Below are 18,686 nucleotides of genomic sequence, written 5' to 3'. Positions count from 1 at the left end.
AGGGAACCGTTCCGATGATGCTGCAGATCCCGCAGGTGCTGACCAAGACGCAGGTGGCCGACGCCCGGGCGATCCTGGACGCGGGGCCGTGGGTCGACGGCAACCTGACCTCGGGCTTCCAGGCGGCGCGGGCCAAGACCAACGAGCAGCTGCCGCAAGACTGCGAGGCGGCCCGCACGGTCGGCGAGGCGATCCTGCAGGCGCTGGAGGCTCATCCGCTGTTCGTCTCGGCGGCCCTGCCGCAGGTCATCCTGCCCCCGATGTTCAACCGCTATGGCGAAGGCATGGGCTTCAAGGACCATGTCGACAACGCCATCCGCCGCGATCCGGTCAGCGGCCAGAGGCTACGCACCGACCTGTCGGCGACGTTGTTCCTGGCCGAACCGGACGCCTATGACGGCGGCGAGCTGGTCGTGAACGACCTCTACGGCAGCCACGCGGTCAAGCTGGAGGCGGGCGACCTGATCCTCTATCCCAGCTCCAGCCTGCACCACGTCACGCCGGTGACCCGGGGGGTGCGCACGGCCAGCTTCTTCTGGATCCAGAGCCTGATCCGCGACGACGTCAGACGGACGATGCTGCTGGAGATGGACATCGCCATCCAGCGCCTGGCCCGCCAGGTCGCGGCCGATGACGAGGGGATTCTGTCGCTGACCGGCGTCTATCATAACCTGCTGCGCCAATGGGCGGAGGTCTGAAGGCGCGCGGAATAATGCGTTCAGGGAACATCGGTACGCCTTGCGAACCATAAGTTTACGGTTGCGCTCCACGATCCGCCCAACTTGGCGGAGATCGGATGTCCCAGACGTCGACCCACGATGCGCCTGCTCCCACGCCCTTGCCGTTCGGCGAGGCGGAGGCGGCGCGCTGGTTCTTCGACAACGCCAACGATCTCTTCGCGGTGGTTTCGGCCGAGGGCCGCTTCGTTTCGGTCAATCCCGCCTGGACCGTCCTGACGGGCTGGTCGGTCGAGGAGCTGGTCGGCCAACCCACGATCAAGTTCGCCCATCCGGACAGCCAGCCCGACCTCGCCGACGCCGCGAGGCGGATGCGCGAGACCGGGGCGGCGATCCACGACGTGAAGGTCCGCTGCAAGGATGGGCGCTGGGTCTGGCTGCAAGGCCGCTCGCGCCTCGGGCCCAACGGCGAGATGATCGGGCTGATGCACGACATCACCAAGGACGTGGAAGCCCGCGCCGAGCTGGAGGCCGCCCGCCGCACTCGCGAATTGCTGGCCGAGGCCGCCGGGATCGGGATCTGGAGCTACGATCCCCAAGACCAGCGCATCGACTGGTCGCCGGACGCCTTGGCCTTGCTGGGCCTGTCGCCGTCCGACGTGGCCACGGCCGACCTGTTCCTGGCCCGGCTGCCAGAGGACCAGCGCCAGACGGTGCAGCAGGCCTTTCACCACGCCACCCGGACCGGCGAGGGCGGTACGATCGAATTTCGGCTGCGTGGCGACGATGGGCGTTGGCTGACCTTCCGCAGCACCTATCGCGCCGAGCCCCAGCCGGGCGGCCTCTACGCCCTGACAGGCGTCTCGCAGAACATCACCGACGTGGCCCGTAGCCGCGACAAGGCGATCTGGAGCGAGCGCCGCGCCCGCCGCCTGGTCGAGGACGCGCCGTTCGCGGTCGCGGTCTACGACCTGGACATGCGGCTGCGCCTGGTCAGCCCGCGTTTTCTCGAGATCTTCCGGTCGACCGAGGCCCAGGTGATCGGCAAGACCCTGTCGGAACTCACCAACGGCGGCCGCCGCCGCTTCGTGGCCGGCGTCAGCCGGGCCCTGGAAGGCGAGGTCGTCACCCGGCGCGAGGACCGCCTGTTCGACGCCGAGGGCGTGGAGCGCTCGTTCCGCTGGGAGGCTCGCCCGTGGCGTGATGTGGCCGGCGAGATCGTCGGCGTCATCACCTATATGGACGATGTCACCGCCTTGGCCGCGGCCCGGCGCGAGGCGCGGATCAACGCCCGCCGGCTGAAGGTCGCGCTGGGCGCGGCGCGAGCCGGCGTCTACGAGATCGACTACGAAGGCGAGAGCTTCTGGGGTTCGCCGGAATTCAACCGCATCATGGGCCGCCGCATCGGATTCGAGGATATCCGGCATCAGACGCTGCCGGGACTGCATCCCGACGATCGTGTCGCCTTGCTCGCGGCCGCCTCGGGCTGGCGCGACAGCGGCCGCGACAGGGCTCATGAATATGACGTGCGGCTTGTCGATTCCACCGGCGAAGCGCGCTGGGTTCGGGTCTTCCACGAAACGCGCCGCACGCCCGACGGCGCGCCCCGCAAGGCGTTCGGCCTGGTGCTGGACATCGACGAGAAGAAGAAGGCCGAGCTGGCCCTGGTCGCCGCCGAGCGCGCGGCCCAGGCGGCCAATGAGGCCAAGGCCCAGTTCCTGGCCAATATGAGCCACGAGATTCGCACGCCGATGAACGGGGTGCTGGGCGTCATGCACGTGCTCAAGCGCGAGCTGCCGGCGGGCGACAGCGCCGACCTGCTGGGCGAGGCCCTGGCCGCGGGTCAAATGCTGTCGACCCTGCTGGACGACGTGATCGATATTTCCCGCATCGAGGCCGGGCGGCTTGACCTTAACCACGAGCCGGTGGATCCGCGCGAGCTGACCCGTGGTGTCGCGCGCCTGCTGGCCGGCCAAGCCACACACAAAGGCCTGCGGCTGGAGCTCGATCTGGCCGACGACCTGGGCTGGGTTCAGACGGATCCGACCCGCGTACGCCAGGCCCTGTTCAACCTGATCGGAAACGCCGTAAAGTTCACGCTGCAGGGTTCGGTGACCGTGCGGGTGCGCAAGCTCGCGGACGTCTCGGGCCAGCGCCTGGTCTTCGAGGTGATCGACACCGGCGTCGGCGTGCCCCTGGAGGCCCAGGCGCGGCTGTTCGAGCGCTTCCAGCAGGCCGACGCCAGCACCACCCGCCGCTTCGGCGGCTCGGGCCTGGGCCTGGCCATCACCCGCAAGCTGGCCCAGATGCTGGGCGGCGAGGTCGCGTTCCGCTCCACGCCTGGCGAGGGCTCGACCTTCACCCTGACCATCGACGCTCCGCCGGTCGCGCCGCCCGACGCCGTGGAGGCGCCGGCCGAGGACTTGCTGGCCGGGCTGAAGGTGCTGGTCGTCGAGGACAATCCGACCAATCAGCTAGTCGCGCGTCGCATCCTAGAGCAGCTGGGCGCCTCAGTGCGTGTCGCCGACGATGGGGCCTCGGGCGTAGCCGCGGCCCGCGATGGAGCCTTCAACCTGATCCTGATGGACGTGCAGATGCCGGGCATGGACGGGCTTGAGGCCGCGCGCCGCATCCGGGCCCTGCCGGGCCCCGCCAGCCGCGCGCCGATCATCGCCCTGACCGCCAACGTCATGGCGCACCAGCGGGCCTCGTATCGCGCCGCCGGCATGGACGGCGTCGCCGCCAAGCCGATCGCCCCGGCCGCCCTGGTCGCCGAGATCGTCCGACTGTCGCAGGCCGGCGCCGATGCGCGCGAAGCCGTCGCTTAAGGCCGTTCCTCTCAAGCCCTTTCCCTGAAGCTCTGAACCACGCTAAGCAGGGCGAAAGTCCGGGGAAAAGAACATGGCCGAAGACGCCAAGGAACGCGCCTCCATGCGCACGGTAGTGGCGGCCTCGTCGGCCGGCACGGCCTTCGAATGGTACGATTTCTTCATCTTCGGCAGCCTGGCCCAGGTCATTTCCAAGACCTTCTTCACCGGCCTGCCCGACGCGGCCGGCTATATCGCGGCCCTGGCTCTGTTCGGGGTCGGCTTCGCGTTCCGGCCGCTGGGCGCCCTGGTGTTCGGCAAGATCGGCGACCAGGCCGGCCGCAAGGGCGCGTTCCTGGCCACGGTGCTGCTGATGGGCGGCGCGACCTTCGCCATCGCCTTCCTGCCGACCTACCAGCAGGCCGGGATCATCTCGCCGATCCTGCTGATCGTCATGCGCTGCGTGCAGGGCTTCGCGCTGGGCGGCGAGTACGGCGGGGCGGCCATCTATGTCGCCGAACACTCGCCAGCCAACAAGCGCGGCTGGTCGACGTCCTGGGTGCAGACCTCCGCCGCCTTCGGCCTGTTCGGCGCGCTGCTGGTGATCCTCGCCACCCGCTGGGTCCTGGGCAAGCACGTCGGTCCCGAGGCCTTCGACGCCTGGGGCTGGCGGGTCCCGTTCGCCGTCTCGATCGGCCTGCTGGGCGTCTCGGTCTGGATGCGGATGAAGCTGACCGAAAGCCCCGCCTTCGCCGCGATGAAGGAAGAGGGCCAGGCCTCCAAGGCGCCCTATGCCGAGGCCTTCGGCCAGTGGAAGAACCTGAAGCTGGTGATCCTGGCTTTCCTGTCGATGATGTGCGCCCAGGGCGCCGTCTGGTACACGAGCTTCTTCTACGTCCAGACCTTCATGGAGAAGTTCCTGAAGGTCGATCCGGTCACCATCAATGGCCTGATGATGACCGCCACGGCGATCAGCGCCGTCTTCTACGTCGTGTTCGGCTGGCTGTCAGACAGGGTGGGCCGCAAGCCGGTGATGCTGGGCGGCATGACCCTGGCCCTGCTGTTCTATTTCCCCGGCTTCCATCTTCTGGAAAAAGCCGCCAACCCGGCCCTGGCGGAAGCCTCGGCCAAGTCGCCCGTCGTAGTCGTGGCCGATCCCAAGGACTGCTCGCTGCAATTCGATCCCGTCGGCAAGGCGGCCTTCGTCACCTCGTGCGACATCGTCAAGGGCGCGCTGGCCAACGCCGGGATCTCCTACGCCAACCAGACGGCGCCGGCCGGAACGGTGGCGGTGGTCAAGGTCGGCGGCGTCGAGGTGACGTCCAAGAGCGCGGCGGGCCTGCCGAAGGCGCGGACCAAGGCGGTGAAGACCGGCGTGGAAAGCCAGATCAAGGTGGCCCTGGCCAAGGCCGGCTATCCAGCCAAGGCCGATCCCGCGCGGATGAACAAGCCGCTGATCCTGCTGGTCTTGTTCGTGTTCGTGATCGCCGCCACGGCGCTGTTCGGTCCGCTGGCCGCCTGCCTGGTCGAGCTGTTCCCGACTCGGGTGCGCTACACGGCCCTGTCGCTGCCCTATCATATCGGCACGGGCTGGGTGGGCGGCTTCGTGCCGTTCTTCGCCTTCGCCATCGTGACGGCGGTCGGCAACATCTATGCCGGCCTATGGTACCCGGTGGCCTTCACCCTGATCAGCGTGCTGACCACGGCCTTCCTGTTGCCCGAGACCAAGGAGCGGCCGCTCAACTAGCGGCGGGCAGCACCTCGACGACCACCTCGGCCTGGGTCAGGGCATGGACCAGGGCCGGGTCAACCGCGTGGGTGATCAGGCGGACGATCTGGCGGCCCTCGCGCGCCAGCTGGATCAGATGGTCGGCGTCGACCCCGGCGCCATCGACGCGCTCGACGTCGCGGCGGGCCATCTTCACGACCTCGGGCTCGGCGTCGCCGTCCAGCACCAGCACGTCGGCCGCGCCCAGCGCCCGCACGGCGCGCAAGGTCAGCAGATCGGAAGGGCCCTTGCCGGCGATGAAGCGCACGGTTCCCCGACGGGCCGAACCCTTGGCGAGGGCCTCGCGGAAAAGTTGGCCGGCGCGGTCCATGTCGCCGGCTCGGGCGGCCTCGGCGGCCTCGCCCAGCACCGCGTCGCGCAGGAAGGCTCGACGCTCGTGCAAGGCCGGAAGGGCGCCGCGCACTTCGCTTTGGAATTTCCGCAGCAGGGCGGCCACGCGGCCCGTGCCCTCCGGCACCTGAACCTCGATGTCGTTGCGCAGCATGGTCGCCAGGACCGGCGCGGAGCCGCCGGTGCCGACGGCCGCCACCACCTCGCCGCGGTCGATCACCGCTGGCGTGTTGAAGTCGCAGAGCTCGGGTCGATCGACGACATTGACCAGCACCCGCGCGGCGCGGGCCGCGCTAGCGGCGGCTTGCACGAAGACCTCGTCTGGGCTGGCCACGAAGGCCAGGGTCGCGCCGGTGTACGAGCCGGGCAGATAGGCCGCGTGGCCATCCAAACGGATCACCGTGGCGGGCGAACCCTCGAACAATCGGGCCTTGGCCTCGGCCGCGTCGCCGGCGCCGGCGATCACCACCTTGCGGCCGGCCAGGGGGAAGTAGGCGGGGAAGGAGTCCAACACGAGACCTCGAAAACAGGGATCTATTGCGAGCGGCAGTCGGCGTAAGGGCCGCCGGGGAAGCCCTTGAGCATGGCGTCGGCGCCCTTGCTCCAGATCTCGGCGTCGCCGGCGGCATAGCGCGCGCCGGAGGCCGAGCGGGCCAGCGTCAGGGTCTTGGTCGCGCCGCCCGCCGTCACCACGACGCGCTTGCCGTGCAGGGCGTAGGCGGCGGTGAACCGCTTGCCGGCCTTGCAGCTGTAGCGGATCGGCGCGTCGGTGGCGTCCATCGGCGCCACCGTGGCGCAGCCGGCCAGGGTCGCGGCCAGGACGGCGAAGGAAACGATGACGCGGCGCAAGATCAGGCCTCCATGCGATGCCGAGCGTCAACATAGCGGGTTTCGAACGGCGCCCGCCTAGCTTTCGCCGGCGCGGGCGCGATTTTCCGCCATCGCGCGTTTCCTGTTCGGAACCGCTGCTCAAAATCCTCTGGCCAAGCCCGGAGTGAACGGTGTTAGGTTTGGTCATTGGCGGCCCCGCTGCGCCGCCACCGCTTTCGTTGGGAGACGAAAACGCATGGCCGTGACCCTCGATATCAATGGCAAGCCGACGTCGGTGCAGGCGGCGCCCGAGACCCCGCTTCTGTGGGTGTTGCGCGACGAACTGGGCATGACCGGCACGAAGTTCGGCTGCGGCCTGGCCCAGTGCGGGGCCTGCACGGTCCATCTGGATGGTCAGCCGATCCGTTCGTGCGTCACGCCGATCCAGGCGGTCGGAACCGCCAAGATCACGACCATCGAGAGCCTGGGCGGCCAGCACCCGGTGCAACAGGCCTGGGTGCGCCACGACGTGCCGCAATGCGGCTACTGCCAGTCGGGTCAGATCATGTCGGCGGTCGCCTTGCTGGAGCAGAACAAGAAGCCCTCGGACGAGGACATCGACAACGCCATGGCCGGGAATATCTGCCGCTGCGGCGCCTATCAGCGGATCCGGGCGGCGATCAAGGACGCGGCGGACTTCGGTCCGCCCACCGGCGAGCCGCACGCCGACATCGACGAGGCCATCGTCGCCGGCTCCGGCGCGACCCATCGTGGAGCCGGCCGATGAACGCGCCCTTCAAGCCTTCCGCCGCGCCCAGTCGGCGCGATGTGATCGTCGCCTCGGCCCTGGTCGGCGGCTCGCTGCTGGTCGGCTGCTCGCCCGCCGATATCATGAGCGCCGGCTCCAAGGTCGAGGTCGGGGCGTTCGGGCCCTTCATCAAGATCGCGCCGGACGGCGTGGTGACGGTGATCTCGAAACATCTGGAGATGGGCCAGGGCAACCATGCCGGCCTTTCGGCGATCGTCGCCGAGGAGCTGGACGCCGACTGGACCAAGGTGATGGTCGAACAGGCCCCGGCCAACGCCAAGCTCTACGCCAACGGCGCCCTGGGCGCGCAGCTGACCGGCGGTTCGTCGGCGATCTCCAACTCGTGGGATCAGCTGCGCAAGGCTGGGGCCGGCGCGCGGGCCATGTTCGTCCAGGCCGCCGCCAACAAGTGGAACGTCCCGGTCGGTGAGATCACGGTCAAGGACAGCATCCTGACCCACACGTCGGGCAAGACCGCCGGGTTCGGCGAGCTGCTGACCGACGCGGCCAAGGTTCCGCCACCGACCGACGTCAAGCTGAAGGACCCCAAGACCTTCACCCTGATCGGCACCGACCGGGTGCGCCGGAAGGACGCCCAGGCCAAGAGCGACGGCACGGCCCGCTACACCCAGGACGTCCGCCTGCCGGACATGCTGACGGCGGTGGTCGCCCACGGCCCGCGGTTCGGCGCCAAGGTGAAGAGCGTCGATGCCGCCGAGGCCAAGAAGGTCCCGGGTGTGGTCGACGTCTTCGAGATTCCGACGGGCGTCGCCGTCGTCGCCCAAAACACCTACGCCGCCCGCATGGGCCGCGAGGCGTTGAAACTGGACTGGGACGAGGACAAGGCCGAGAAGCGCGGTTCGGCCGCCATCACGCAACTTTTCAAGGACATCGCGGACGGCAAGAACACCGACACCAAGTGGGAGGCCTTCGATCAGCGCGGCGATGCGGCCTCGCTGAACAGCGCCAAGGGCGCGCAGGTGTTCGAGACGACCTACGAGTTCCCCTACCTGGCCCACGCGACCATGGAGCCGATGAACTGCGTGGCCGCCGTGGACGGCAACAAGGTCAAGCTGACCTTCGGTTCGCAGGGCCAGACCCTGGACCAGCTGGCCGCCGCCAAGATCGTCGGCTGCCTGCCAGGCTCGGTGGAAATCGAGACCCTGTTCGCGGGCGGCTCGTTCGGCCGGCGGGCCAACTTCCAGTCCGACTACGTCGCCGAATGCGTCCACATCGCCAAGAAGATCGGCAAGGGCCGGCCGGTGAAGCTGGTCTGGACTCGCGAGGACGACATGCGGGCCGGCTATTTCCGGCCAACCGTGGTTCACGCCGTGAAGATCCAGCTGGACAAGGACGGCTATCCCGCCGCCTGGCGCCACCGGATCGTCACCCAGTCGATCATGAAGGGCTCGCCGATGCCGGCCGGCAAGGGTCCCGACCAGACGGCGATCGAGGGAACGGCGGGCTCGCCCTATCTGAAGGCCACGCCGATCGTCGACGCCCAGGTGGCGCTGCCGGATGTCGGCGTGCCGGTGCTGTGGTGGCGCTCGGTGGGTGCGACCCACACCGCCTTCGTCATGGAGCACACGATCGACCAGCTGGCCGCCAAGGCCGGCAAGGATCCGATCGAGTATCGCCGGACCCTTTACACCAAGGCCGGCGCCGATCGGCATCTGGCCGCACTGAATCTGGCGGTCGAGAAGGCCGGCCCGACCGCCGCGGCGGGCTGGACCCGGGGCGTGGCCGTGCACGAGAGCTTCGGCTCGGTCGTGGCCCAGGTCGCCGAGGTCAAGCTGCAGGACGGCGTCCCGCGCGTCGGGCGGGTGGTCACGGCCATCGACTGTGGGGTCGCGGTCTCGCCCGACCAGATCGCGGCGCAGATGGAAGGCGGGACCTGCTACGGGCTCTCGGGTGTCCTCTACGGCGAGGTCACCTTGACCGACGGCAAGGTCGACCAGAGCAATTTCGATCGGTACCGCGTCCTGCGGATCAACGAGGCGCCGACGGTGGAAACCAATATCGTGCCTTCCGGCAATCCACCTAGCGGGGTGGGCGAACCGGGCACGCCGGTGATCGGTCCGGCCGTGGCCAACGCCTTGTTCGCCCTGAACAAGACGCCCACCACGCGCCTGCCATTCGTCCGTTCCGAAGCCTGATTGGCGAAAGTTCCCGTCCTGCTCGCTAGACGGGAGCAAATTCGCCAATCATCTTGCCGTCATGGTCGATCGCGTCAGTAAGGCTTTCGAGAAGCTTACCCCCCGGGAGCGGGAAATCCTCCGGCTCATCGCCGCGCATCTCCAATCCAAGGAGATCGCGCGGGCGCTCGGCCTTTCACCCAAGACGGTCGAGATGCACGTGCTCAGCGCGCGCCGCCGGCTGTCGGGCCTGAGCCGCCGCGATGCGGCCTTGGCCTTCGTGGCCTGGGAAGGCGGCGACCCCGGTAATGACTACCGTAAGCGACCAAGCGATCTGGCAGCGCTTCCAGACCCGCCGCTTTCTGATCGAGAGATTGGAAGCGGTCATGAGCGAACGACACAACCCGAACCGGACATCCAGAAAGCCAATCAGGCCGGACGTTTCGGCGGCGGGTGGGGATTGGCGGCAGCGCCGGATGTCGCCGGCCGGAGCGTGGAGCCGGCGCGCGTCGACGTGCGACGCGGCGGCCTCGCTGAAGGTTCGGGCGAATGGCGGGCGGCCTTCCACGACCTCGTCGCCGGCTCTGGCGATGACGTTTCTCATGCACGACCGGCTGCACGACGGGATTGGCGTCATGAGATGAGCAATCTTCAGTGGCTCGGCCTGGTGCTTGGGATCACCGCGCTGACCGCCGTCCTCCTCGCCGTCATCGCGATCGGCGTGCATGAGTTCATCATGGCGGTCCAGCGAATCACCCATCGCTGACCGGCCGCCGCCGACCCCACCACCATCATCGCAGTGCTCATCAACGGGCGGCTTCGGCCGCGCGACGGGATTTCCTTTGCATGAAAAGATCGTGCGCTACATCGTTCGGAGGGAGCATGACCGTGGGGCGCGGGCTGTTCTCCCCGCAGGGCGGGCTGTCGCCCGCACCGAGATTCGAGCTTGGCGTCACTATCCACATTCGAGCTGCTGCTTCCCTTCACCAGCTACCTGTGCGCCTTGGCGACCTGCTGTCTGGCTGTCCTGAAAGGGGATCGCTCTTTGCGCCTCGCGGCGGCGGCCCTGCTCGTCGCCTGGGCCCTGTCGCCGCTTATCAGCAAGGGACACAGGAACGGCTTGGACTATCCAGTCACGATCCTGGATACGCATCTAACGCTGATCTTGATATGGATTTCCATGCGATGGCGGCGGATCTGGTGCGCCGTGCTCGCCGCCCTGACAATGATCGTCGTCATCATTCCGATCGTCGCCACATTCGATCGCGAGATCCACATCTACAATCACGCTGTCTCCAACAACATCGTGTCCGATCTCCAGCTCGTGGTTGTCCTGGTGGCTGTCTGGCTGACCGTCCGCGCCCGGAGACGGGCCGATGAAGGCGCAGCTCCATCCTAGCTTCGGCGACCTGGCAATCGCTCTGAAGCGGGCCAGGGGACTCGAGCAAGCCGCCGCGCGATGTGATTTCCTTTGCATGAAAGGATCGCGCGCGACATCGTCGAGGAGGATCAGGCCCGCGGGGCGGGATCCATGCTTTACGTCGAGCAGGCCGTCGCTCGCATCGGGGTTTGTGCTTGTTCGATCTATTAAGCCCCTACGTCGTCTATCTGCTGGCCCTAGCGACCTGCGGGGCGGCGGTCTGGAAGGGAGATCGACCGCTTCGGCTGGCGGCGGCGGTCTTGATCGCCGCCTGGGTGCTCTCGCAACTGGTGTCGCAGCGGCATCAGTACAGATTGGACTATCCGGTGATAATCATCGACACCAACACGGCGTTGATCTTTGTCTGGATCTCGATGCAGTGGCGACGGCTATGGTGCGCGGTGCTCGCCGCCTTGACGATCGTGGTCGTCGTCATTCCGTTCGTCGCCCTGGCCGATCCCGGTATTCACAAATACAATCAGTACGGCGCCAACAACGTCGTGAGCTGGCTGCAGCTGCTCGTCATCAACCTAGCGACTTGGCTCACCGTTCGCGCCCGGAGACGGGGCGATGAAGGCGCTGGTCGGTCCTGATCTCGACGCCGTCGGCGACGAACAGGATGTCGCCGAGTTCCGCCGCGGCTTCGCGGTGGTCGGCGAGAACAACCGTCGCATCCTGACGATCCTGATCCCCAAGCTGGTGGCCTTGCAGGAGCGGGGCGATTCCGCCGCCGCCCTCAGGCTGATCGCAGAGATCAAGCGCATCGTGACGGGCGGGGAGAAAGCCTTGCATTGAAGAACGGGCGAAGGCCGTCGGTTGGATCCTTGGAGGGAGATCCAGCCCTTCAACGGCCTTCGATGGCGCGGGCGAGATCCTCGGGTCGATCCACATCGAGGTGGATCCCCGGATCCTCGACGGGAACTCGCGCCAGCCGGGCGCCCGCGCTCTCCACGAGGGCGCGGGCGCCTTCGTCTCCGGAAAGGCCGCGCAGGGCCGGAAGCCAGGCCGCGCCGAACAGGACGGGATGGCCGCGTCGGCCCAGATAGGTCGGGGCGACGATCCCATTCAGGCCGTTCAGCGCCTGGGCCAGGCGCGCGGGGGTCGATGGGTCGATCGCCGGCATGTCTCCCAGAAGAACGAAAGCGCCCCCCGCATCGTCCGGCAACGCCTGGGCGGCTGTCCGCAACGATGCGCCCATGCCCTCGTCGGGGCTCTCGACGGAAACCAGGACGAGCCGCTCGGAAGCCTTCAGCCGGGTCGCCGTCGCCTCGATCGCCTTGCGCACGGCCGGATCGGGCCCGATCGCCACGAAAACACGCCGTACGGGGGCCAGGAACGCCGTCAGTAGGGCGCCTGCCACGAGCGGCGCGCCGTTCAGCGGGGCGACAAGCTTGCCGCCGCCGAACCGGGCGCCGCGACCGGCCGCCAGCACGATGGCCTCCAGCGACGTCGTAGCGCTTTGCGTCATGGGCTCCAGCCCCTATTCTTAGGCCCAGACATGACGCCCTATGACGACAGCTCCGCGCAAGCGGTAACGACCGCGCCCCGGCTTATCGACGGCTTTGGCCGCGCCGTGACCTATCTGCGCGTCTCCGTGACGGACCGGTGCGACCTGCGCTGCCTCTACTGCATGTCCGAACACATGACCTTCCTGCCGAAGGCCGAGGTGCTGACGCTGGAGGAGCTGGACCGTCTGGCCTCGACATTCGTGGGCCTGGGCGTGCGCAAGCTGCGCCTGACCGGTGGCGAACCGCTGGTGCGCAAGGGCTTCATGGACCTGGTAGGCGGCCTATCGCGGCACCTGCGCTCGGGCGCGCTGGACGAGCTGACCCTGACCACCAACGGCACCCAGCTGGAACGCTACGCCGTAGAGCTGGCCCGCCATGGCGTGCGGCGGATCAACGTCTCGCTGGACACCTTGAAGCCGGACCTCTTCCGAACCTTGACGCGCGGCGGTGACCTGGCGCGGGTGGTCGCCAGCATCGATGCGGCGCTGGCCGCCGGGATCGCGGTCAAGATCAACGCCGTGGCGCTGAAGAATGACAACGCCGCCGAACTGCCTGAGTTGATCCAATGGGCCCACGCCCGCGGCTGCGACGTGACGCTGATCGAGACCATGCCGCTCGGCGAGGTCGACCAGGACCGGACCGACCAGTTCCTATCGCTGAAGGACGTCCGCCGTGACCTGTCCTCGTTCTGGACGCTGGAGGACATCCACTACGCCACCGGCGGACCCGCGCGTTATGTGCGCGTGGCCGAGACCGGTGGGCGGCTGGGGTTGATCACGCCCCTCAGCAACCATTTCTGCGACACCTGCAATCGGGTGCGCTTGACCTGCACCGGCACCCTGCACACCTGCCTCGGCCGCGACGACGCCAGCGACCTGCGAGCGGTGATCCGCGCGGGAGCGAGCGACGCGGAACTCCAGGACGCGATCTTCGCGGCGATCGGGGCCAAGCCCAAAGGGCACGATTTCCAGATCGCCGCGGCGCGCCCGGCCGTGGCGCGACACATGTCGACGACGGGCGGCTGACATGGCCCGGGTGCTTCTGTTTGGGCGCCTGGCTGACCAGGCCGGCTGGCGCGATCGCGTGATCGCGGCGTCCGACCTCTCCGGCTTGCGCGACGCCTTGGCGGCCGCGGATCCCGACTTGGCCGAGGCTCTGGCCGCGCCCGGCGTGCAGGTCGCGGTCGACAAGGCCATCGTCCGGGGCGAAGCGGCGCTGACCGCCGGAACCGAGGTCGCCTTTCTACCGCCGATGAGCGGCGGATGACCGTCACCCTGACCGCGCGGCCGTTCGAGCCTGGCGCCCTCGTCACCGCCTTCTGCGCCGATCGCGCCGAGACCGGAGCGGTGGCCACCTTCGTGGGTCTGGCCCGGGCCGAGAAAGGCTTGGCGGTCGCGCTGGAGCTGGAGGCCTATCCGGGCTTCACCGACGCGGCGATCGGCGAGATCGTCACGGCCGCCGTCGCGCGCTTCTCGCTGCACGACGTTCACGTCGTCCATCGGACCGGACGCATCGCGCCGGGCGAGGCGATCGTCTTCGTCGCCACGGCCGCCGGCCATCGCCGCGAGGCTTTCGAGGCCTGCGACTTCCTGATGGACTATCTCAAGAGCCGCGCGCCCTTCTGGAAGAAGGAGCACGGCCCGGACGGCGCGCGCTGGATCGAGCCGACGGACCGCGATAGGACCGACGCCGAACGCTGGGACTAGGAGGACGGGATGTCGGAAACAGGCCTGAAGCCGGGTGGCGGGATCAAGCCGGAGCTGCCGTTCAAGCCGGTGCGGATCGCGATCCTGACGGTCTCCGACACCCGCGACGAGTCGACCGATACGTCGGGCCAGCTTCTGATCGATCGTGTCCGGGGCGCTGGGCACGACCTAGCCGGCCGCGCGGTGATCCGCGACGACATCGAGCAGATCCGCGCCCAAGTCCGCGACTGGATCGATAGCAAGGCCGTCGATGCGATCATCAGCACGGGCGGCACCGGCCTGACCGGGCGCGACGTCACCGTCCAGGCCCTGGAGCCGCTGTTCGACAAGAAGATCGACGGCTTTTCGGTGATCTTCCACTTGGTGTCCTACGCCACCGTCGGCCTTTCGACCCTGCAGTCGCGGGCGACGGCCGGGCTGATCGACGGCGTCTTCGTCTTCTGTCTTCCGGGCAGCAACGGCGCGGTCAAGGATGGCTGGGACAAGGTCATCGCCGCCCAGCTCGACAGCCGTCACAAGCCCTGCAACATGGTCGAGCTGATGCCTCGACTTCTTGAACAGTGAGGTTCGCGGCGCCGTGAGCAAGCTCACCCACATCGACGACCAAGGCCGGGCCCGGATGGTCGACGTCTCCGACAAGCCGGCGACGGCGCGCGAGGCGGTGGCCAGCGGCTTCGTGCGGATGAGCCCCGAGACCCTGGCCTTGGCGGTGTCCGGTTCGGGCCGCAAGGGCGATGTCCGGGCCGTGGCCGAACTGGCCGGCGTCATGGCCGCCAAGCAGACCGCCAACCTCATCCCGCTGTGCCATCCGTTGGCGCTGTCGAAGGTGGTGGTCGAGGTGGAGGCGGCCGAAGGCGGATTGGCCGTGACCGCGCGGGTCAAGACCACGGGCCCGACGGGCGTGGAGATGGAGGCCCTGACGGCCGCTTCCGTCGCCTGCCTGACGATCTACGACATGCTCAAGGCCGCCGAGAAGGGCATGGTCATCGAGGCCGTGCGCCTTCTGGAAAAGACCGGCGGCAAGTCCGGCGACTGGACCGCGGGCGCCTAACGACGTCTAGCGCGGGATCTCGGCGATCTTCACCAGGGCGACCTGGCGATAGACGGCGGCGATCTCGAAATAGCGGCCGAAGGCGGCGTGGAACTGGTCGACGGCCTGCTTCACGCCCGGGCCGCCGATCTCGCTGATGTCGTGCCAGTAGTCGTCCAGCACCATCATACCGCCCACGCTCAGCAGGCTGGCGCAGAAGCACAGGTCGATCAGCACGGCCAGCGCCGTGTGGCTGCCGTCGACATAGATCAGATCGAACTGCTCGCCGCGTTCCAGCATCTGGGGCAGGACATAGGTCGAAAAGCCCTTGTGCGTCGCCAGGCTACGGAACCCGCACTTGGCCATGTTGCGGCGGAAGCGCGGCTCGACGGCGTGATATTTCTCTTCCGGGTTTAGGGCCTCGTCGAACCACGGATCGATGACCGTGACCGCCAGGCGCTGGGGCAGCATCCAATCCATGAAGGCCAGGTTGCGGCCCTCGTAAGCGCCGATCTCCATGTAGCGGATCGTCTCGCCTTGCGGACGCTTGGCGGCGAAATCACGCAGCAGCGGGGCCACGAACGGGATGTTGTTGCTGGCCCAGGTCGAGGTGAACTCGAAGCCCGCCTGCTCGGCATGGGCGTTGAAGGCGTCGACCACCGCGTGGTCGCGCTGCCCGCCCAGCATGGTCTTGGCCAGGTTGCCGGCCAGGCGCGGATTGACCTTTGTCAGCGAGCGCAGCTTGGCGAGACCGCCCCGGTGGGTCACCGTCTCGGCGTCGAAATTCATGTCGGTCCCGTCGGCCATGGTCCCGCTCCTCCAATCGGTTGCGGGGACGCTAGGCCAAAGGTCTTAAGGAAGGGTCAGACCGTGACGATCTGGCCGTCGCGAACCTCGACGGGCCAGGGGAACAGCTTGTCGCCCGGGCACGGGCCGGCGACGCAGGCTCCATCTTCGATCCGGAACAGGGCCGCATGGCCGCCGCACAGGATCAAGTCGTTCTCGCGGGTCAGATAGCGTCCGGCGAAGCCCGCCAGCGGCCAGCCGGCATGCGGGCAGCTGTCGAGATAGCCGACCACGAGGTCGTCCTTGCGCACCACGAAGCCGGCGAACAGCGCGTCGCCCTCGCGCCAGCGGAAGCCCTTCGAGCCTGGCGAGGGGATCTCGTCCAAGCCGCACAGCACCGTGCCGGCGGGAGGGCGGGCGGGGTTGTCCAGATCGATCTGCAACGGCCTAGAGCGAGCCGACGCCCACGCGCCAGGACTGGATCTCGGTGCTCTCGAAGACGCCGGCGGCGGTATAAGGATCATTGTCGAGCAAGGTCTGAACTGCGGCCTTGTCCTCGGCCTCGATGATCAGCAGCGATCCGATCGGGGAGCCCGCGTCGCTCAACAGCGGGCCGGCGGCCTTCACCAGGCCCGAGCCGTTCAGGTAATCCAGGTGGGTCGGACGGGTGGCCATGCGCGTCTCGAGCGCGCCGGGCTTGTCTTTGCAGATGATGACGAAGAGGGCCATGCGGCGGTCCTTGTTTTAGGCTTCGGATTTTAGGGGGCGCGAAAGTAGGCCCGCGATCGCGTCGTCGACAGCGACCTCACCGGCCAGGATGGCGGCGACGGCCTCGCAGATCGGAACCTCGACGCCGACCTTGCGGGCAAGGGCGCGGACGGCGGGGGCCGAGGCGACGCCCTCGGCGACCGATACCTTGCCGGCCAAGGCTTGCTCCAAGGTCAGGCCTTGGCCCAGGGCCAGACCGACGCTCATGTTGCGCGACTGCGGGCTGGAGCAGGTCAGCACCAGGTCGCCCAGGCCGCAAAGGCCGGCAAGCGTCTCGGGCTTGGCGCCCAGGGTGACGGCCAGGCGGGTCAGTTCGGCGAAGCCGCGCGTGATCACCGTGGCGTGGGCGTTGCGGCCCAGGCCCTTGCCCTCGACGATGCCGCAGGCGATGGCCAGCACGTTCTTCACCGCCCCGCCGGCCTCGGCCCCGATCAGGTCGTTGGCGGTGTAGGGGCGGAAGGTCGGGATGGCGATCGCCTCGGCGATGGCGCGGCCCAGGGCCTCGTCCTCGCAGGCCAGGGTGACGGCGGCGGGCAGGCTCCGCGCCACTTCGCCGGCGAAGCTGGGCCCGGATAACACCGCGATGGTCGCGTCCGGCAGGGCCTCGGCCGCCACGTCGGTCATCAGCTTTAGCGTGCCCTGTTCGACGCCCTTCGAGCACAGGACGATCGGCGCGCCCGCCTTATGATGCGGCGCGAAGGCGGTCAGGGCCGCGCGCAGGTGCTGGGCGGGCGCGACGGCCAGGATCAGATCGCAGTCGGCGAGGTCGGCCAAGTCCGGCGCGGCCTTGATCGTCGGTTCGAGGTCGATCCCCGGCAGGAAGAGGTCGTTGCGATGGGTCGCGTTGACCGAGGCCACCACCTCGGTCTCGCGGGCCTGCAGGGTGACTTGAAGGCCCGCGCGGGCGCAGACCTGGGCAAGGGCCGTGCCCCAGGCGCCGGCGCCGATGACGCCCACATGGCGGAAGGTGGCTTTATGGGTCATGCCTTGGCTCCCTTGCGGCCGTACGCGTTGGCGGGGTTGGCCAGCGCCGCGGCCTCGTCCAGCGGCCAGCGCGGACGGGCGACGGCGTCGAGGTCGTCGGAGATCCCCAGGGCCAGCCGCTCGGCCCCGGCCAGGGCGATCATGGCGGCGTTGTCGGTGCAATAGGCCAACGGCGGGGCGGCGAACGAGAAGCCGTTCTTCTCGCAGTCGGCCAGCAAGGCCGCGCGCACCGCACCGTTGGCCGCAACGCCGCCGGCGACGACGAAGCGCAGCGCGTCCAGATCGTGGCTTTCCTTGTAGAGCTTCATCGCCCGGTCGACCCGCTCGGATAGCTGGCGGGCGATGGCGGCCTGGACGGCGGCGGCCAGGTCGCGACGCTCATCATCGGTCGTCAGGGTCTCGGCGATCCGCGCGGCGGCGGTCTTCAGGCCCGAGAACGAGAAGTCGCAATCCTTGCGGCCCAGCAAGGCGCGGGGCAGGGCATAGCGGGTCGCGTCGCCGCCGATGGCCAGCTTCTCCAGCGCCGGACCACCCGGATAGGGCAGGCCCAGGCTCTTGGCGATCTTGTCGAAGGCCTCGCCGGCCGCGTCGTCGATCGTGGTGCCCAGGCGCCTACAGGCCCCGACGCCAGACACCTCCAGCAACTGGCAATGACCGCCGGAAACCAGCAGCAGCAGGAACGGATAGGCGATGTCGGCGCCCAGGCGAGCCGAGACCGCGTGGCCCTCGAGGTGGTTCACCGCGACCAGCGGCACGCCGCGCGCCAGCGACACGGCCTTGCCGAACGCCAGGCCGACCATCACCCCGCCGACCAGACCCGGGCCGGCCGTGGCGGCGACGCCGTCGAGGTCGTCGAACGATAGGCCCGAGGCGCGCATGGCCTCGGCGGCGATGGCGTCGATCGCTTCCACGTGGGCTCGAGCCGCGATCTCGGGCACCACGCCGCCGAACGGGGCGTGCTGCTCGAACTGGGTGCCGATGACCGAGGACAGCACCGTGACCGTCCCGTCCTCGGCGCGGCGCACGACCGAGGCCGCGGTCTCGTCGCAGCTGGTTTCGAGGCCGAGGATGGTGAGGCCTGAAGGCTTAAGGGTGGTCATCCGGTTGCGGGCTTCCGGCCGCTCCTGT

22 protein-coding genes are annotated in these 18,686 nt (G+C 68.5%); 14 read left to right on the top strand and 8 right to left on the bottom strand.

Annotated elements, in window-relative coordinates; translation table 11 throughout:
* Positions 1-14 precede the first annotated feature (14 nt).
* From ABIC66_RS03670 to ABIC66_RS03660, 3 genes are all read left to right on the top strand, one after another.
* Positions 15-698 (top strand): Fe2+-dependent dioxygenase, encoded by a 684-nt coding sequence (locus ABIC66_RS03670; protein ID WP_354068026.1) that lies wholly within the window; start codon positions 15-17, stop codon positions 696-698.
* A gap of 98 nt (positions 699-796) precedes the next feature.
* On the top strand, positions 797-3,505 hold the full coding sequence (locus ABIC66_RS03665) for a PAS domain S-box protein (RefSeq protein WP_354068025.1): 2,709 nt from the start codon (positions 797-799) through the stop codon (positions 3,503-3,505).
* Positions 3,506-3,578: 73 nt separating this feature from the next.
* Positions 3,579-5,231, top strand: a complete 1,653-nt coding sequence (locus ABIC66_RS03660) for an MFS transporter (RefSeq protein ID WP_354068024.1) — start codon at positions 3,579-3,581, stop codon at positions 5,229-5,231.
* Here ABIC66_RS03660 and ABIC66_RS03655 read toward each other — a convergent pair.
* Complete coding sequence (locus tag ABIC66_RS03655; protein WP_354068359.1) at positions 5,224-6,114, bottom strand: NAD(P)-dependent oxidoreductase; 891 nt, start codon at positions 6,112-6,114, stop codon at positions 5,224-5,226. The genes ABIC66_RS03660 and ABIC66_RS03655 overlap by 8 nt on opposite strands.
* A 23-nt stretch (positions 6,115-6,137) precedes the next feature.
* Positions 6,138-6,452, bottom strand: coding sequence for an MliC family protein (locus ABIC66_RS03650; protein ID WP_502910280.1), 315 nt, complete (start codon positions 6,450-6,452; stop codon positions 6,138-6,140).
* A gap of 217 nt (positions 6,453-6,669) precedes the next feature.
* Between ABIC66_RS03650 and ABIC66_RS03645 the strand changes: the two genes are divergently transcribed.
* The 6 genes from ABIC66_RS03645 to ABIC66_RS03620 all read left to right on the top strand — a co-directional run bounded on the left by ABIC66_RS03645 (position 6,670) and on the right by ABIC66_RS03620 (position 11,571).
* Positions 6,670-7,200 carry a (2Fe-2S)-binding protein gene (locus tag ABIC66_RS03645; protein WP_354068023.1) on the top strand — a complete coding sequence of 177 codons (531 nt, stop codon included), beginning with the start codon at positions 6,670-6,672 and terminating at the stop codon, positions 7,198-7,200.
* Entirely contained in the window at positions 7,197-9,377 is a 2,181-nt protein-coding gene (locus tag ABIC66_RS03640) for a xanthine dehydrogenase family protein molybdopterin-binding subunit (RefSeq protein ID WP_354068022.1), read from the top strand. Before ABIC66_RS03645 ends, ABIC66_RS03640 begins: the two co-directional genes overlap by 4 nt.
* A gap of 61 nt (positions 9,378-9,438) precedes the next feature.
* A complete protein-coding gene (locus tag ABIC66_RS03635; protein WP_354068021.1) occupies positions 9,439-10,122 on the top strand; it encodes a LuxR C-terminal-related transcriptional regulator in 684 nt (227 codons plus the stop codon).
* A 180-nt stretch (positions 10,123-10,302) separates the two neighbouring features.
* Positions 10,303-10,755 (top strand): hypothetical protein, encoded by a 453-nt coding sequence (locus ABIC66_RS03630; protein WP_354068020.1) that lies wholly within the window; start codon positions 10,303-10,305, stop codon positions 10,753-10,755.
* 176 nt (positions 10,756-10,931) lie between these two features.
* On the top strand, positions 10,932-11,369 hold the full coding sequence (locus tag ABIC66_RS03625; RefSeq protein WP_354068019.1) for a hypothetical protein: 438 nt from the start codon (positions 10,932-10,934) through the stop codon (positions 11,367-11,369).
* Complete coding sequence (locus tag ABIC66_RS03620; RefSeq protein WP_354068018.1) at positions 11,347-11,571, top strand: hypothetical protein; 225 nt, start codon at positions 11,347-11,349, stop codon at positions 11,569-11,571. The genes ABIC66_RS03625 and ABIC66_RS03620 overlap by 23 nt, the downstream gene beginning before the upstream one ends.
* Positions 11,572-11,620: 49 nt before the next feature.
* Here the strand turns inward: ABIC66_RS03620 and ABIC66_RS03615 are convergent, their stop codons facing one another.
* Positions 11,621-12,244, bottom strand: coding sequence for a nucleotidyltransferase family protein (locus tag ABIC66_RS03615; RefSeq protein WP_354068017.1), 624 nt, complete (start codon positions 12,242-12,244; stop codon positions 11,621-11,623).
* Positions 12,245-12,274: 30 nt separating this feature from the next.
* On the opposite strand from ABIC66_RS03615, the gene moaA reads away from it, so the two are divergent.
* Genes moaA through moaC form a run of 5 tightly spaced genes read left to right on the top strand, consistent with a single transcriptional unit; the run spans position 12,275 to position 15,041 of the window.
* Positions 12,275-13,309 carry a GTP 3',8-cyclase MoaA gene (gene moaA / locus ABIC66_RS03610; RefSeq protein ID WP_354068016.1) on the top strand — a complete coding sequence of 345 codons (1,035 nt, stop codon included), beginning with the start codon at positions 12,275-12,277 and terminating at the stop codon, positions 13,307-13,309.
* Between the two features lies 1 nt (position 13,310).
* The gene (locus ABIC66_RS03605) at positions 13,311-13,550 is read left to right on the top strand and encodes a MoaD/ThiS family protein (RefSeq protein ID WP_354068015.1); all 240 of its coding nucleotides are present in this window, start codon (positions 13,311-13,313) and stop codon (positions 13,548-13,550) included.
* Positions 13,547-13,990 (top strand): molybdenum cofactor biosynthesis protein MoaE, encoded by a 444-nt coding sequence (locus ABIC66_RS03600; RefSeq protein WP_354068014.1) that lies wholly within the window; start codon positions 13,547-13,549, stop codon positions 13,988-13,990. The genes ABIC66_RS03605 and ABIC66_RS03600 overlap by 4 nt, the downstream gene beginning before the upstream one ends.
* A 9-nt stretch (positions 13,991-13,999) precedes the next feature.
* Positions 14,000-14,554, top strand: a complete 555-nt coding sequence (gene moaB, locus ABIC66_RS03595; protein WP_354068013.1) for a molybdenum cofactor biosynthesis protein B — start codon at positions 14,000-14,002, stop codon at positions 14,552-14,554.
* 13 nt (positions 14,555-14,567) lie between these two features.
* Positions 14,568-15,041, top strand: a complete 474-nt coding sequence (gene moaC / locus ABIC66_RS03590) for a cyclic pyranopterin monophosphate synthase MoaC (RefSeq protein ID WP_354068012.1) — start codon at positions 14,568-14,570, stop codon at positions 15,039-15,041.
* A 6-nt stretch (positions 15,042-15,047) separates the two neighbouring features.
* On the opposite strand, the gene ABIC66_RS03585 is transcribed toward moaC, so the two are convergent.
* From ABIC66_RS03585 to tsaD, 5 genes are read right to left on the bottom strand one after another with little or no spacing between them, the layout of a single operon-like run.
* Positions 15,048-15,827, bottom strand: a complete 780-nt coding sequence (locus ABIC66_RS03585; RefSeq protein WP_354068011.1) for a class I SAM-dependent methyltransferase — start codon at positions 15,825-15,827, stop codon at positions 15,048-15,050.
* Positions 15,828-15,883: 56 nt separating this feature from the next.
* Positions 15,884-16,249, bottom strand: coding sequence for a Rieske (2Fe-2S) protein (locus ABIC66_RS03580; protein ID WP_354068010.1), 366 nt, complete (start codon positions 16,247-16,249; stop codon positions 15,884-15,886).
* 4 nt (positions 16,250-16,253) lie between these two features.
* Positions 16,254-16,535, bottom strand: coding sequence for a YciI family protein (locus ABIC66_RS03575; protein ID WP_354068009.1), 282 nt, complete (start codon positions 16,533-16,535; stop codon positions 16,254-16,256).
* 15 nt (positions 16,536-16,550) lie between these two features.
* Complete coding sequence (locus ABIC66_RS03570) at positions 16,551-17,558, bottom strand: NAD(P)H-dependent glycerol-3-phosphate dehydrogenase (protein ID WP_354068008.1); 1,008 nt, start codon at positions 17,556-17,558, stop codon at positions 16,551-16,553.
* Positions 17,555-18,658 carry a tRNA (adenosine(37)-N6)-threonylcarbamoyltransferase complex transferase subunit TsaD gene (tsaD, locus tag ABIC66_RS03565; RefSeq protein WP_354068007.1) on the bottom strand — a complete coding sequence of 368 codons (1,104 nt, stop codon included), beginning with the start codon at positions 18,656-18,658 and terminating at the stop codon, positions 17,555-17,557. Before tsaD ends, ABIC66_RS03570 begins: the two co-directional genes overlap by 4 nt.
* Positions 18,659-18,686: the final 28 nt, after the last annotated feature.

Source organism: Caulobacter sp. 1776, assembly GCF_040545685.1.
Lineage (GTDB): Bacteria > Pseudomonadota > Alphaproteobacteria > Caulobacterales > Caulobacteraceae > Caulobacter.
Note: the sequence above shows the minus strand (reverse complement) of the source record. Positions and strands in the feature narration are given on the sequence as shown.